General features: G+C 76.9%; 13 protein-coding genes and 1 riboswitch. Of the genes, 8 read left to right on the top strand and 5 right to left on the bottom strand.

The annotated features are described in order from the left end of the window. Positions 1-94 precede the first annotated feature (94 nt). Positions 95-1,963 (top strand): DUF4012 domain-containing protein, encoded by a 1,869-nt coding sequence (locus E5225_RS14180; protein ID WP_136225482.1) that lies wholly within the window; start codon positions 95-97, stop codon positions 1,961-1,963. Between the two features lie 121 nt (positions 1,964-2,084). Next, on the top strand, positions 2,085-2,780 hold the full coding sequence (locus tag E5225_RS14175) for a peptidase (protein WP_135975217.1): 696 nt from the start codon (positions 2,085-2,087) through the stop codon (positions 2,778-2,780). A gap of 31 nt (positions 2,781-2,811) precedes the next feature. Here the strand turns inward: E5225_RS14175 and serC are convergent, their stop codons facing one another. Next, positions 2,812-3,951: a phosphoserine transaminase gene (gene serC / locus E5225_RS14170; protein ID WP_135975215.1), complete on the bottom strand. Its 1,140-nt coding sequence runs from the start codon at positions 3,949-3,951 to the stop codon at positions 2,812-2,814. Positions 3,952-4,112: 161 nt separating this feature from the next. On the opposite strand from serC, the gene E5225_RS14165 reads away from it, so the two are divergent. From E5225_RS14165 to E5225_RS14150, 4 genes are all read left to right on the top strand, one after another. Further along, positions 4,113-4,805 carry an iron-dependent transcriptional repressor DtxR gene (locus E5225_RS14165; RefSeq protein WP_135975213.1) on the top strand — a complete coding sequence of 231 codons (693 nt, stop codon included), beginning with the start codon at positions 4,113-4,115 and terminating at the stop codon, positions 4,803-4,805. 253 nt (positions 4,806-5,058) lie between these two features. Beyond that, positions 5,059-5,282, top strand: a riboswitch (cyclic di-AMP (ydaO/yuaA leader). A gap of 2 nt (positions 5,283-5,284) precedes the next feature. After that, positions 5,285-6,091: a C40 family peptidase gene (locus E5225_RS14160; RefSeq protein WP_135975211.1), complete on the top strand. Its 807-nt coding sequence runs from the start codon at positions 5,285-5,287 to the stop codon at positions 6,089-6,091. Between the two features lie 167 nt (positions 6,092-6,258). Beyond that, the gene (locus E5225_RS14155) at positions 6,259-6,804 is read left to right on the top strand and encodes an HNH endonuclease (protein WP_425267381.1); all 546 of its coding nucleotides are present in this window, start codon (positions 6,259-6,261) and stop codon (positions 6,802-6,804) included. A 155-nt stretch (positions 6,805-6,959) separates the two neighbouring features. Continuing rightward, positions 6,960-7,889, top strand: a complete 930-nt coding sequence (locus E5225_RS14150) for a universal stress protein (protein WP_135975209.1) — start codon at positions 6,960-6,962, stop codon at positions 7,887-7,889. Between the two features lie 10 nt (positions 7,890-7,899). Here the strand turns inward: E5225_RS14150 and E5225_RS14145 are convergent, their stop codons facing one another. Further along, positions 7,900-8,367 (bottom strand): Lrp/AsnC family transcriptional regulator, encoded by a 468-nt coding sequence (locus E5225_RS14145; RefSeq protein WP_135975207.1) that lies wholly within the window; start codon positions 8,365-8,367, stop codon positions 7,900-7,902. Between the two features lie 269 nt (positions 8,368-8,636). On the opposite strand from E5225_RS14145, the gene E5225_RS14140 reads away from it, so the two are divergent. Beyond that, positions 8,637-9,872: a CAP domain-containing protein gene (locus E5225_RS14140; RefSeq protein WP_136225480.1), complete on the top strand. Its 1,236-nt coding sequence runs from the start codon at positions 8,637-8,639 to the stop codon at positions 9,870-9,872. An 18-nt stretch (positions 9,873-9,890) separates the two neighbouring features. Here E5225_RS14140 and rocD read toward each other — a convergent pair whose 3' ends face one another. The 3 genes from rocD to E5225_RS14125 form a co-directional block, all read right to left on the bottom strand. Next, a complete protein-coding gene (gene rocD, locus E5225_RS14135) occupies positions 9,891-11,141 on the bottom strand; it encodes an ornithine--oxo-acid transaminase (RefSeq protein ID WP_135972473.1) in 1,251 nt (416 codons plus the stop codon). Positions 11,142-11,146: 5 nt separating this feature from the next. Continuing rightward, positions 11,147-11,974 carry a dimethylargininase gene (gene ddaH / locus E5225_RS14130; protein ID WP_135972464.1) on the bottom strand — a complete coding sequence of 276 codons (828 nt, stop codon included), beginning with the start codon at positions 11,972-11,974 and terminating at the stop codon, positions 11,147-11,149. A 195-nt stretch (positions 11,975-12,169) separates the two neighbouring features. Beyond that, the gene (locus E5225_RS14125; protein ID WP_135972463.1) at positions 12,170-12,688 is read right to left on the bottom strand and encodes an SRPBCC family protein; all 519 of its coding nucleotides are present in this window, start codon (positions 12,686-12,688) and stop codon (positions 12,170-12,172) included. Positions 12,689-12,721: 33 nt separating this feature from the next. Between E5225_RS14125 and E5225_RS14120 the strand changes: the two genes are divergently transcribed. Beyond that, positions 12,722-13,714, top strand: coding sequence for an aldo/keto reductase (locus E5225_RS14120; RefSeq protein ID WP_135972462.1), 993 nt, complete (start codon positions 12,722-12,724; stop codon positions 13,712-13,714). The last annotated feature ends 72 nt before the right edge of the window (positions 13,715-13,786 follow it).

Raw genomic sequence — 13,786 nt, 5'->3', positions numbered from 1 at the left:
CGAGGCCGCGCGGCCCCGCGCCGCGGGTGACGGTCCGGGTGAAACCCGGCCGGACGCCGGTGTCCGGTACGTCCCGGATGTCAGCATCGTCGGCGTGGAGCACCCCGGTCTGCCGACGCACGCTCCCGGCCGCGGTGCCGACCCGTCCACCGGGACCGGCGCGGGCGACGCCGGCGCGGACGCCGACGAGCCGCGCGCGGACGCCGGCCGGCCCCGCGGCGCGGATGCCGGCGCGGGTCGGCGCCGCGGCCGGACGGTCGCCCGTGTCCTCCTCGCCCTCGTCGTCCTGCTGCTCGCCGCGGCCGGGTGGGTCGCGTTCCGCGTGGCGCAGGCGGCCGGGGCGCTGCAGGACGCGCGCGCGGGGCTGGCCGGCGTCGAGGTCGACCCCCGCGCGGCCGGTGCGGCCGCCGGCGACCTGGAGGGGCTGCGCACGCACACGTCGCGCGCCCGCGACGCGGCGTCCGACCCGGTGTGGCGGGCGGCGGAGGTCGTCCCGTGGGCGGGCGACCAGCTGACGGCCGTGCGCGTCGTGGCGACGTCCGTCGACGACCTCGTGCGCGACGCGCTGCCCGCCGTCGACGCGCTCGGCGGCCTCCTCGACGACGGCCTGCGCGGCCCGGACGGCCGGGTCGACGTCGCCGCCGTCCAGCGCGGCGCCGACTCCCTGCGCACCGCCGCGGCGACGACCTCCGCCGCCCGGGAGCGCCTCGACGCCCTGGACCCCGGGCAGCTCGTCGGCCCGCTGGCCGGGCCCGTGCGGGAGGTGCAGGGCGCCGTCGCCCGCGCCGACGCCGCCCTCGCCCCCGCGGCGCGCGGCCTCGCGCTCGTGCCCGGGCTCCTCGGCGCCGACGCGCCGCGCACGTACCTCGTCCTCGCCCTCAACTCCGCCGAGCTGCGCGCACCCGGCGGGATCGTCGGCTCCGTGACGGCCGTCCACGTCGAGGACGGCGCCGTGCGGGTCGTCGACCAGCGCAGCACCGAGGACCTCCGCTCGCTCGACGCGCCGATCCTGCCGCTGACGGCCGAGGAGGTCGCGACGCACACGGACCGCCTCGGACGCTGGCTGCAGAACGCGGCCCTGACACCGCACTTCCCGCGCACCGCCGAGCTCGTCGCGGCGCGCTGGCGGCGGGACGTCGGCGGCCCCGTCGACGGCGTGGTCGCCACCGACCCCGTCGCGATCGGCGCGCTCGTCGGCGCCGTCGGCCCGCTGACGGACCCCGACGGGGGCACCCTCAGCGCCGACGGGTTCCTGCGCACGGTCCTGCGGGACGTGTACGTCCGGCACCCCGACGGCGCAGCGTCCGACGCGTACTTCGCGTCCGTGGCCTCGTCGGTCGTCGCGGCCGTCGCCGGCGGCGCCGGCAGCACCGAGGACCTCGTGGCAGCGCTCACCGGCGCGGTCGACGACCGCCGCGTGCGGGTGTGGTCGGCGCACGCCGACGAGCAGGAGGTCCTCGCCGGGACGGTCGTGGGCGGCGCCTTCCTCGACGCTCCGTTCGCGGCGCAGGCCGGGCTGTTCCTCGACGACGCGAGCCAGGGCAAGCTCGGCGTCGACCTCGCGGCCGCCGTGACGTTCCGCGACGCGCGCTGCGACGACGCGCGCCCGCGTGTGACCGCGGTCCTCACGCTCGACTACCGGCCGCCGGCCGACGTGGCGACGTTGCCGGAACGCGTGGTCGGCTCGCCGTCCCTCGGCGTCCCGCTCGGCACGCTGACCACGACGGTGTCCGTGTGGTCGCCGCTCGGCGCGGGCCCGGCCCCGCTGCGCCGCGACGGGGTGGCCGTCGGCGGCACCACCACGACGCTCGCCGGCCGCGACGTCCAGCAGGTGGGGTCCGTGCTGGCGCCGGGGGCGCACCAGGAGGTCGCGGTCGACCTGCCGCTGCACGACGGCGCGCTGACCCTCTGGACGACGCCGACGGTCTCGTCGCCCGGCGTCGCGTCCTTCCGCTGCCCCTGACCGTCCCACGGACGGGTGAATTAGGACGAAACGGACACGCTTCACCCGGGTGCAGCTTCGCCGACGCGTGCCCGTGGAGTGACGATGGTCCCGAAATGTCCGGATCGACGAGGGAGTCGCCATGCGCCACACCGTCCGGGCCGCGGGAGCGGCGGCCCTCCTCCTCGCGTCGGTCGGCGTCGCGCCGTCAGTCGCCTCCGCCACGCCGGCGGCCGACCCGGCGGCGGACTGCACGCCCGCGGTCGACGAGTACGGCGCCCCGCTGCCGTGCGAGGTCCGCGTCGAGGTGCTCTCGCCCGTCTGCGACGCCGACGTGCCGAAGCTCCGGTACGCCCTGACCGTCGTCGGCGCCGCGCGCGACACCGTCGACGTCACCTGGGTGAACCCGGACGGCGAGGACGTCGTCCAGGCGGACCAGCCGCTGTCCGGGACCGTGCCGTGGCCGGGCGCCGTGGTCGACGCCGGCGGCCGGCCCGTCGACTGGCCGGGCTGGCGCCTCGAGGGCGGCACGTGGGTGCAGGGCGACGAGTACGACTGGGTCCGGCCCGAGGTCACGGTCCGCTTCGACGTCAACCCGGCGGCGACCGTGACGGTCGCCTACCCGCCGTCGTCGCCCGTGTGCCTCACGGCCCCACCCCGCAGCGACGTGCTCGCCGCCGGCGCCGAGCCCGGCGTCGGGCCCGGAGACGGAGCCGGAGAGCGCTCCGAGGTGCTCGCGGCGACGGGCGCCCAGGTCGCGGTGCTGGCCGCGGGTGCCGCGGGCCTCGTGGCCCTCGGCATGGGCGCGGTCGCACTCCGCCGGCGCCGCCAGGGCTGACGCCGGGGAGCGGTACGCCGCGACGAGGGGGTCAGCCCAGCCGGGCGACGACGTGGTCGACGCACGCCGTGAGCGCCCGGACGTCGTCCGGGTCCACGGCGGGGAACATGCCCACCCGCAGCTGGTTGCGCCCGAGCTTGCGGTACGGCTCGACGTCGACGACTCCGTGCCGGCGCAGGACCGCGGTGACGGCCGTGGCGTCGATCGCGGCGTCGAGGTCGACCGTGCCGACCACGGGGGAGCGCAGCGCGGGGTCGGCGACGAACGGGGTCGCCCACGCGCGCTCCTGCGCCCACGCGTAGAGGTGGCCGGAGGACTCCGCGGTGCGCGCGGCGGCCCACGTCAGCCCGCCCTGCGCGAGCAGCCACTCGACCTGCTCGGCGAGCAGCACGAGCGTCGCGAGGGCCGGGGTGTTCAGGGTCTGGTCGGCACGCGAGTTCGTCACGGCCGCGGTGAAGGACAGGAACTCCGGCACCCACCGGCCCGACCGCTCCACCGCGGCGGCGCGCTCGACCGCCGCCGGCGACGCGAGCGCCAGCCACAGGCCGCCGTCCGCGGCGAACGACTTCTGCGGCGCGAAGTAGTAGACGTCGGTCTCGGCCACGTCGACCGTGACGCCGCCGGCGGCGGACGTGCCGTCCACCACGACGAGCGCTCCCGCCTCCCGCGAGCCCGGCACGCGCCGCACGGGCGCGAGCACGCCCGTGGAGGTCTCGTTGTGCGGCCACGCGTACACGTCGGCGCCGTCGACGAGGGTGGGGACGACCGCCTCGCCCGCCGGGGCGCTCACCACGTGCGAGTCGGCGAGGAACGGGGCGCGCGACGTCGCGGCGGCGAACTTGGCGCCGAACTCCCCGAACTGCGCGTGCGCCGCCCGCCCGCGCACGAGGGAGACGGTCGCCACGTCCCAGAACGCCGTCGAGCCGCCGTTGCCGAGCACGACCTCGTACCCGTCGGGGGCGCCGAACAGCTCGGACAGCCCGGCCCGCACCCGCCCGACCAGAGCACGCACGGGCGCCTGCCGGTGCGACGTGCCGAGCAGCGAGCGGCCCGCGGCAGCGAGGGCGTCGACCTGCGCGGGCCGGACCTTGGACGGGCCGCACCCGAACCGGCCGTCGCGCGGCAGCAGGTCGGCGGGGATCGTGACGGCGGGGGCCTGGGCATCGGGCACCTGCCGAGGATAACGACGCCGGTCCGGCCGGCGGGCGGGGCGTCCGCGGGTCGCCCCGGGGCCCTCCGTCCGGCCGCACCCGCGCGCGGGGGCGCCGACTACCCTGGTCCCGCACACGCGGCGGTCGACCCGCCGCCGGAGCGCGAGTGGGAGGCCGAGCGGTGAGCGACCTGATCGACACGACGGAGATGTACCTCAAGACGATCTACGAGCTCACCGAGGAAGGCATCACCCCCCTGCGCGCCCGCATCGCCGAGCGGCTCGGGCACTCGGGCCCGACCGTGTCGCAGACCGTCGCGCGCATGGAGCGCGACGGTCTCGTCGTCGTCACGGGCGACCGCCACCTCGAGCTCACCGAGGTGGGCCAGTCGAAGGCCGTCCGCGTCATGCGCAAGCACCGCCTCGCCGAGCGCCTCCTCACCGACGTCATCGGGCTGGACTGGCCGCACGTCCACGAGGAGGCGTGCCGCTGGGAGCACGTCATGAGCGAGCGCGTGGAGAAGCGGCTCGCCGCCCTGCTCGACCACCCGCACTTCGACCCCTACGGCAACCCGATCCCCGGGCTCGACGAGATCGGGGAGGAGCGCACGCCCGTGCGGTTCCTCGACGGCGTGGTCCCGCTGACGTCCGCCGACGCCGCGGTGCGCCCCACGGCGGTCGTCGCGCGCATCGCGGAGCCGCTGCAGGTCGACGTCGAGCTGCTCGAGCGGCTGGCCGACGCCGGCGTGCAGCCCGGCGTGGAGGTCTCGGTCGAGCGCGGGCCCGGCATCGTGACGATCGGCGTGCCCGGCTCGGGCACAGTCGTGGACCTGCCGCTGGAGATCGCGCGGCACATCTTCGTCGGACGCGGCTGACGCGACGGGGTCGGCGCACGCGCGTCCCTCGAACGGGTGAACCCTGTCACGCCGGTCGCGTTCCCACGCGCGGCGTCGAGGCGCCCGGGACCGCTGCCCTGCACGTCAGGGGCACGCCGGTGCCCGGCCGCGCCGGCGGCCCCGGACGGCCGTCCATGATCGTTCCGAGATCGTCGTGACCGGAGCGTGACAATCGCGCAGAGCGTCATGTACGTTCGTCCTGCTTCTCGGAACCCTCCTCCGTGGGAGCCCTACGAGCGGAACGCCGAACCCTGCCGCCGCTCACAGGTTCCGTACGACTCGCCGGCAGGGGCGGGGGACCCAAATCGCGGGTACCGGAGACGGTGCCCTTGGGGTGAAGCCGGGCGGACGGAACGACAGCACGCACCTCGGTGCGCGTGGTCGGGACGGACGACCGGCCGGGTGTTCTCCCACCCGAACCCGACAGCTCACCTCGTAGGCGCCAGGAGAGGCACACGTTGTCCGAGAGCATCACCCGGGCGCGCCACCGCGCCGCGCGTCGTCCGTCGACGCCACTGACCGAGTTTGCCAGCGCCGCTTCCGAGCAGATGGGTACCGTCGGCCGCCGTTCTGCCGTCGTCGCCGCGTCCTCGGGGCTCATGGTCTCCATGCTGGCCCTTCCTTCGAGCGCTGCCACCGGCGAGTCCGCCGGCAGCCTGGCGGCCGTCGACACGGCTGCCCTGACGGCCTCCGCACGAGCCGTCCTCAACACCTCCCCGGTCGTCTCGGCCCCGGCCGAGGCCGTCTTCACGGTCGACGCCCCGATGGTCTCGGCCGTCAAGCCGCCTCCGCCGCCGCCCCCGGCCCCCGAGCCGGTGCGCACGCGCGCCGCCTCCCGCACGGCCGAGCGGGCCGCCGCCTCGACCGAGTCGGCCTCGACCGCCTCCGCGTCGACGCAGAAGGCGTCCAACAACCCGATCCCGCAGAGCGTGTCGGGCAACGCGGTCCTCGAGGTCGCCGCCCGCTACGTGGGCGTCCCGTACGTCTCCGGCGGCGCGTCGCCTTCGGGCATGGACTGCTCCGGCTTCACGTCGTACGTCTACGCGCAGCTCGGCATCACCCTGCCGCGCACGTCGTCGGCCCAGCGCAACGCCGGCACGGTCGTGTCGCGTGCCGAGGCCCAGCCGGGTGACCTCATCTGGAGCCCCGGGCACATCGGCATCTACGCCGGCGGCGACATGATGATCGACGCTCCCCGCCCCGGTAAGACGGTGCAGTTCCGCTCGATCTGGCAGAGCTCGCCGACGTTCATCCGGATCGGCTGACCCGGCCGACGCCGACGTGACGAGGCCCCGACGACCTGATGGTCGTCGGGGCCTCGTCGCATCCGGACCGAATGTGCGTGCGCGTACCCTGGTCCCGCATCGACGCTGTTCCTTCTCGTCGCGGACCGGCAGCCAGCCGGGCCGACCACCGAGGTCAGGAGTGCACCGTGCTGACGACCGTCCCTTCGGAGGGCCCGCCCGGCCCCCCACCCGTGCCCGTGCCGAACCGGACGCTGCTGCTCAACGCCAGCGGTGAGCCGCTGTGCGTCGTGACGATGCACCGCGCGGTGGTCCTGGTGATGACCGGCAAGGCGACGGTGCTCGAGTCGGACGGCCGCGTGCTGCACTCCGAACGCCAGGAGGTGCCCCTGCCCGTGGTGCTCGTCCTCACCCGGTACGTGCACGTGCCCGCGCGCCGGCCCGTGCCGCCCACGCGCCGCACGGTGCTGCAGCGCGACGGCCACCGCTGCGCCTACTGCGGTGGTGGCGCCGACACCGTCGACCACGTGCACCCCCGCTCGCGCGGCGGCCGCCACGAGTGGACGAACGTCGTCGCGGCGTGCGTCCGGTGCAACCACCGCAAGGCGGACCGGACCCTCCACGAGCTCGGGTGGGAGCTGCCCTTTCGTCCGCACGCACCCCGGTGGTCCTTCACGGTCGGTGGTGCCGCGGCGCGCACGGAGCCGGCCTGGTCGCCCTACCTCGTCGCCTGAGGGCGGCGGGGTTCGGGCCGGTGGTGGGCCGGCCGTGGGCCGGAGGTGGGGGACCGAGGTCCGTCCGCTGATCGTCATGGATGTGCCACGATGGGGTCAGGTCAGCACCACAGACTCGTCGTGACGGCGCGACGGGCACCGACGCGGAGGCGGGCATGACGCGCGAGCACGAGATCCTCGTCGGGGTGGACGGGTCGGTCGCCGGCCTCCACGCCCTCGACTGGGCGACGCACGAGGCGCGCACCCGCGGCGCCCGGCTCCGCCTGCTGGTCGCGTACGCGCTGCCGTCGTTCACGGTCGCCGGCCTCGACGGCGCCTACGCCGTGATCGACGACGAGACCATCCGTGCCGGTGCGCAGTCGGTGCTGGACGAGGCGCTCCTGCACGTCGGGCGCTGCGGCGTCCCCGTCGAGGGGCGCGTCGTCACGGGCGACGCGGCCGCGGTGCTCGTCGACGCGTCCCGCACGGCCGACCTCGTCGTCGTCGGGACGCGCGGGCGCGGCGGCTTCGCCGAGCGGCTGCTCGGCACGGTGTCGTCGGCGCTGCCCGCCCACTCGTGGTGCCCGACCGTCGTCGTGCCGTTGCGCGGTGCCGACGGCCGTCCGGTGAAGGACGACCCCGCACCCGTCCGGCCCATCCGGCGGATCGTCGTCGGCGTGGACGGCTCGCCGTCCGCCGAGGTGGCGCTCCGCCTGGCGATCCGGGAGGCGGAGGCGTGGGGTGCCGAGCTCATCGCGGTGTCCGGGGTGCCGGTCAACGCGATGGCCGGCGTCCTGGCGTGGCTGCCCTCGGCCGTGGACCACGACCAGGTGCTGCGCGACGCCGCGGAGGGGCTGGACGTGGTCGTCGACCGCGCACTGGCCCAGCACCCCGGCGTCACGGTGAAGCGGCACGTGCTGGACGGCACGGGCGCCGAGCTGCTCACCGAGTTCTCGGTGGCGACGGACCTCATCGTGGTGGGCTCGCGCGGCCGCGGCGGGTTCGCGGGGCTGCTGCTCGGCTCGACGAGCCAGGCGGTGCTGCACCACACGCGCTGCCCCGTCATGGTCGTGACCGCCCGCGCCGCGGGGGACCGCGCCCGCTGAGCCGTGGCCGTCAGCCGGCCGCGGGTGGCACGTCGGGCCGGCGGACGAGCGCCGACAGCACGACGGTGGACCGCGTGCGCGACACGAACGGCTCCGCCGCGAGCTGCTCGACCACACGCTCCAGGTGACGCATGTCGCGCGCCCGCACCTGCAGCACGAGGTCCACGTCGCCGGTCACGGTGCTCGCGGCGACGACCTCCGGGTAGTCCTCGACGGCGGTGCGCATGGTCGCCGGGCTCGTCGAGCCGTGGCAGAACAGCTCGACGAACGCCTCGGTGTGCCAGCCGAGCGCCGCGGGGTCGAGGCGGACGGTGAACCCGCGGATCACCCCGCGCTCCCGCAGCCGGTCCACGCGCCGCTTCACGGCCGGAGCGCTGAGGGCCACCTGGGCGCCCACCTGCGCGAACGTCGCACGGGCGTCGTGCGCGAGCACGCGCAGGATGGCGGTGTCGAGGTCGTCGAGGCGGTCGGCGTGCACCGTCCCATCCTGACGCCTGCGCGGGTCGCGCCGTGCACGCCCGTGCAGTGCCATTGGTCCGATGTGCCACCGATTGCGGCACATGTGCTCAGGTCGGACGCTGCAGATGCCGATGGGGTCGTGACGACGCGACCTCGCCGAGGGGGGAACGACCGATGAGCGGACGGCAGGACTCCGGCATGCGCCGGGACGCAGCAGCACCGGGACGCACCGGGGCACGACGCACCAGGGGTGACGCAGCGCCCGGTGTGCCGCGCCAGGCGGGACCGGTGGCCTCCGCGCCGACGCCGGCCGTGCCGGCGCCCGTGGCGCCGCTGCTGCCGACGCAGGCCGGGCCCGTGGTGTCCGCGCCCACGCCGCTCGTGCCGCACCCCACCGCCGACCCCGTGCCGCAGCCGCAGCAGCTGCCCGCTCCGGGGCGCGACGCCGACCCGGCGCGGGTCGGGGGCCTGCACCACGTGCCGCAGCAGCGGCCGGCCGCGGACGCGGCGCGCCCCCACGGCGCCCGCCGCGCCACCGCGCTCGTCGCCGTGGCGGCCGTGCTCGCCGCGGCCGGCACCGTGTGGACCGCGGAGCAGGACCACCGTGCGCGCGCCTCGGCCGAGGCCGCCGCCGCCGCCCGCGTCGCCGCCGCGGTCGAGGCCCGCGCACCCGAGCTCGCCGCGCCGCGCGCGGAGACGGCGCTCGCCGGCGCCGCCGTCGCCGCGGGCCAGCGGAGCGCCGCTGCCGCCTCCGCGCGGGCGGCGGCCGACCACGCCGTCGCGACGCTCGCCGCCGCGCCGCAGGCCGGCGACGGCCCGCGCGGCGCGCTGCAGCAGGCCGTCGACGCGACGTCCGCCGTGCTGGGGGCGTCCGCCGTGTCGCTGACGTCGATGCGCGCGACCACGGCGGCCATCGCCGCACCGGAGAAGACCGTCGTCGAGGCGCAGGCGGCGTGGCAGGCCGCCGAGGACGCCCGCATCGCGGCCGAGCGCGCCGCCGCCGAGCAGGCTGCTGCCGCCGCCGCGGCAGCGCGCGCGTCCGCCGGGGGCAGCGCCGCGCGCGCGCCGCGGGCCGCCGCCCCGCGCGCCGCCGCTGCGCGCGCACCCCGGGGCACCACGTCGGCGCCGGCCGCGTCCGGTGGCGGCGGGGCCCCCGCACCTGCCGCGGGCCTCCCGCTCGCGGGCTCGGTGGTGGGCGCGGGCGACGTCGGTGCGGCGCTCAACGCGCACCGGGCCGCCAACGGGCTGGGTGCGCTGAGCATCGCCTCGTCGGGCGCGCGCGGCGAGCACGCGATGCAGATGGCCGCGTCGGACAGCATCTGGCACTCGGGCACGCGCACGGGCTCACCGAAGGCGCGGCCGGAGATCGTCGGGCGCGTCTCGCCGGCGAGCGCGAGCCGCATGATCGCCGCCTACGCGGCGTCCGGCGGGCACAACGCGCAGATGCTCGGGAGCTACTCGACCGCGTACATCGGCGTGGTCCTGCACGACGGGTGGATGTACACGTCCATCACGTTCGGCTGAGGGGCGCGCGCCGGCGCGTCAGGGGGTCGTCAGGGCCGTCGTCAGCTCGTCGAGGGCGTGGTCGAGGTCGGGCACCTCGACCGTCAGCGGGGGCGCGAGGCGCACGGTCGCGCCGTGCGTGTCCTTGGCGAGCACGCCGCGGGCGAGCAGCCGCTCGCACAGCTCGCGCCCCGACGCCGGCCCGCCGGTCAGGCCGGGCGCCACGTCCAGGCCCGCCCACAGGCCGACGGTCCGCACCCCGTGCAGCAGGCCGCGGTCCAGGAGCACGTCGAGGCGGCCCGCCAGGTGCTCCCCGACCGTGCGCGCGCGGGCCTGCAGCGTGCCCGGCGTGAGCAGGTCGACCACGGCCAGACCCACCGCGCACGCGAGCGGGTTGCCCCCGAAGGTGGACCCGTGCGTGCCGGGGGTGAGCACCTCCAGCACGTCCGCGCGTCCCACGACCGCGGAGACGGGCACGATGCCGCCGCCCAGGGCCTTGCCGAGCGTGACGAGGTCGGGCCGCACGTCCCAGCGCTCGCACGCCAGCGTCGAGCCCGTGCGGCCGAGGCCGGACTGGATCTCGTCGGCCACCAGCAGCACGCCCGCCTCGTCGCACACGCGGCGCACCGCCGGCAGGTAGTCGTCCGGCGGCACGACGACGCCCTGCTCGCCCTGCACGGGCTCCAGCAGGACGGCGACCGTCGTCGCGTCGACCGCGCGCGCGACCGCGTCGGCGTCGCCGTAGGGGACGGTGACGAAGCCCGGCGTGTAGGGGCCGAAGCCGCGGCGCGCGTCGGGGTCGGTGGAGAAGGACACGACGGTCGTCGTGCGGCCGTGGAAGTTGCCCTCCGCGACGACGATCGTCGCGCGGTCCGCCGGCACGCCGCGGACCTCGTAGCCCCACTTGCGGCTCGCCTTGATCGCCGTCTCCACGGCCTCCGCGCCCGTGTTCATCGGCAGCACGAGGTGCGAGCGGCCGGCGAGGAGCGGGCCGACGAGCCCGGCCAGGGCCTGCGCGAACGGCTCGAGCAGCTCGTGGTCGAACGCGCGCGACGTGAGCGTCAGGCGGTCGAGCTGCGCGTGCGCGGCGGCGACGAGCGCCGGGTGCCGGTGGCCGAAGTTGAGCGCGGAGTACGCCGAGAGCAGGTCGAGGTAGCGGCGCCCGGCGGTGTCGGTGACCCACGCGCCCTCGGCCGTGGCGACCGTCACGGGCAGCGGGTGGTAGTTCGGCGCGAGCGCCGACCCGACGCCCGCGGGCGTCCCCCCGTGCGCACCCGCGCCGGTCGCCACCGTGCTCACCGCCGCAGCTCGAGGGTGCAGCACTTGGCCCCGCCGCCGCCCTTGAGCAGCTCGCTCGTGTCGACGGGGACGGGCGTGTAGCCGCGCTCGCGCAGCGCCCCGGCGAAGTGCGTCGCGGCCGGCGCCACCACCACGTTCTCGCCGTCCGAGACCGCGTTGAGGCCCAGGGCGGCGGCGTCGTCGGCGGTCGCGACCACGGCCTCGGGGAAGAGCTGCGCGAGCACGGCGCGCGACCCCGGCGAGAACGCCGGCGGGTAGTACGCGACCTGCGGGGCGGCGGCGTCGGAGGAGAGGACCGTGAGCGCCGTGTCGAGGTGGTAGTAGTGCGGGTCGACCAGCTCGAGCGAGATCACGGGCCGCCCGACGAGCTCCTGGAGCTCGGCGTGCGCGGCGCGGGACGTGCGGAAGCCGGTGCCCGCGAGGATCAGGTCGCCCACGACGAGCAGGTCGCCCTCGCCCTCGTTGGTCTGCTCGGCGGTGTGCGTGACCCAGCCGCGGTCGGCGAACCACTTCTGGTACGCGGGCCCCTCGGGCTGGCGCTCGGGGTAGCGGAACTTCGCGGAGTACACGACGCCGTCGACGACGGTCGCGCCGTTGGCGGCGTAGACCATGTCGGGCAGCCCCGGCAGCGGGTCGATCGTCTCGACGGTGTGCCCGAGGTCGAGGAAGGTGTCACGCAGCGTCCGCCACTGCCGCACGGCCAGGTCCACGTCGGTGTGCCGCGTCCGGTCCATCCACGGGTTGATCTCGTACGAGACCGTGTAGTGGGAGGGCTCGCACATCAGGTACTGGCGGGCGGTGCGGCCGGGGGCGTGCGCGGTCATGGGGCTCCTCGTGGGTGCGCGGGGCGGGCGGCCGGCGCACGGGTGGCGCACCGGCCCCCACGAGCGTACGAGCGCCCGCGCGGCGGATCCGGCACGTCGCGTTGCGCGTCGAGGCCGCATCCGTTGCGCGCGGGCGCGGCCGACCACCGGTCCGTTGCGCCGAAACGCGCGCGTGACGTCGAGGACGTGCGTGCGTCACACCGCCAGCTCGCGCGCGGCGCGCGCCAGCACGACGCGCAGCATCAGCGCGAGCGCCGGCGCCGTCAGCCGGGACGTGAGCGCACCGGGCAGGGGCCCGGCGAGCGGCACGCGCTCCTCCCACGTCACGAGGCAGCTCGCGTCGTCGACGGGCTCGACCCGGATCGTCGCCTCGCCGAGCAGCAGCGGCCCGTGCTTGGCGAACACCGCGACACCGGGTGCGGCCCCCGCAGCCTCGCCGCCCGGCCGCTCGTACCGCGTGATCGTCATCCGGTCCGGCAGCCCGGGGGCGCCGAACCGCGCGAACGGCCCCGACACCGCCTCGACGACCGAGCCCCGCCGCGGCGGGCCGTCCGTGCGCACCCGGGTCTGCGGGACCCAGCGGGCGTGGTTGCGCGCGTCCGTCAGGGCCGCGAAGGCGGTGCGCGCGGGCGCGGGGAACCTCCGGGTGACGCGCGCACCCGTGACACCGGCGGGCACGGCGGGGCCGGTGGCGAGGGGGGTCGGCGTCGGCATGCACCGATCCTGCACCGGGGTACGGTCGGGGGCATGCGGACGCGGGTACTGGGTAGGACAGGACGTGAGGTCGGGGTCGTCGGGCTGGGCTGCTGGCAGCTCGGCGGCGACTGGGGGACGGTCGGCGACGACACGGCGCTGGAGGTGCTCGACGCCGCGGTGGGCGCCGGCGTGACGTTCCTCGACACCGCCGACGTGTACGGGGACGGCCGGTCCGAGAAGGTGATCGGGCGCTTCCTCGCGGAGCGGCCCGAGGTCGCGGAGCGCGTGACGGTCGCGACCAAGATGGGCCGCCGCGCGGACCCGCACGTCGCCGACGCGTACACGGCCGACGCGTTCCGCGCCTGGACGGACCGCAGCCGGACGAACCTCGGCGTCGACACCCTCGACCTCGTGCAGCTGCACTGCCCGCCGACGCCCGTGTACGCGCGCGACGACGTGTTCGACGCGCTCGACGCCCTCGTCGAGGAGAAGCGGGTCGCGGCCTACGGCGTCTCGGTCGAGACGGTCGACGAGGCGCTCGCCGCCATCGCGCGCCCGCACGTCGCGAGCGTGCAGATCATCCTCAACGTGTTCCGCCGCAAGCCGCTCGAGCGGGTGCTGCCCGCCGCGGCGGAGGCGGGCGTCGGCATCATCGCGCGCGTGCCGCTCGCGTCCGGCCTGCTGAGCGGCAAGTACGACGCGTCGACGCGGTTCGCGGACGACGACCACCGCAGCTTCAACCGCAACGGCGAGGCGTTCGACGTCGGCGAGACGTTCGCGGGCGTGCCGTACGACATCGGCGTCGAGGCGGCGCGCGAGGTCGCCCAGCACACCCCGGCGGGCGCGTCGACGGCCCAGCTCGCGCTGCGGTGGATCATCGACCAGCCGGGCGTCTCCGTCGTCATCCCCGGGGCGCGCACCCCGGAGCAGGCGCGCGCGAACGCGGCGGCCGAGCAGCTCCCGCCCCTGGACGACGCCACGCTCGCGGCGCTCGCGGACGTCTACGACCGGCGGATCCAGGAGCACGTGCACGACCGCTGGTGACGCGGGGGCGCCCACGACGACGGACGGGGCCCGGTGCCGGTGGGGGCGACCCCACCCGCACCGGGCCCCGTC

The sequence above is a fragment of the Cellulomonas shaoxiangyii genome, from assembly GCF_004798685.1.
Classification (GTDB): domain Bacteria; phylum Actinomycetota; class Actinomycetes; order Actinomycetales; family Cellulomonadaceae; genus Cellulomonas; species Cellulomonas shaoxiangyii.
The sequence above is the reverse complement of the archived record's forward strand: the minus strand, read 5'-3'. Positions and strand labels throughout refer to the sequence as shown.

What these genes read in the sequence shown, in the direction of transcription:
- E5225_RS14175 (WP_135975217.1), top strand. Translation starts at nt 2,085, where the DNA reads ATGCGCCACACCGTCCGGGCCGCGGGAGCGGCGGCCCTCCTCCTCGCG.
- E5225_RS14150 (WP_135975209.1), top strand. Translation starts at nt 6,960, where the DNA reads ATGACGCGCGAGCACGAGATCCTCGTCGGGGTGGACGGGTCGGTCGCC.
- ddaH (WP_135972464.1), bottom strand. Translation starts at nt 11,974, where the DNA reads ATGACCGCGCACGCCCCCGGCCGCACCGCCCGCCAGTACCTGATGTGC.
- E5225_RS14125 (WP_135972463.1), bottom strand. Translation starts at nt 12,688, where the DNA reads ATGCCGACGCCGACCCCCCTCGCCACCGGCCCCGCCGTGCCCGCCGGT.
- E5225_RS14120 (WP_135972462.1), top strand. Translation starts at nt 12,722, where the DNA reads ATGCGGACGCGGGTACTGGGTAGGACAGGACGTGAGGTCGGGGTCGTC.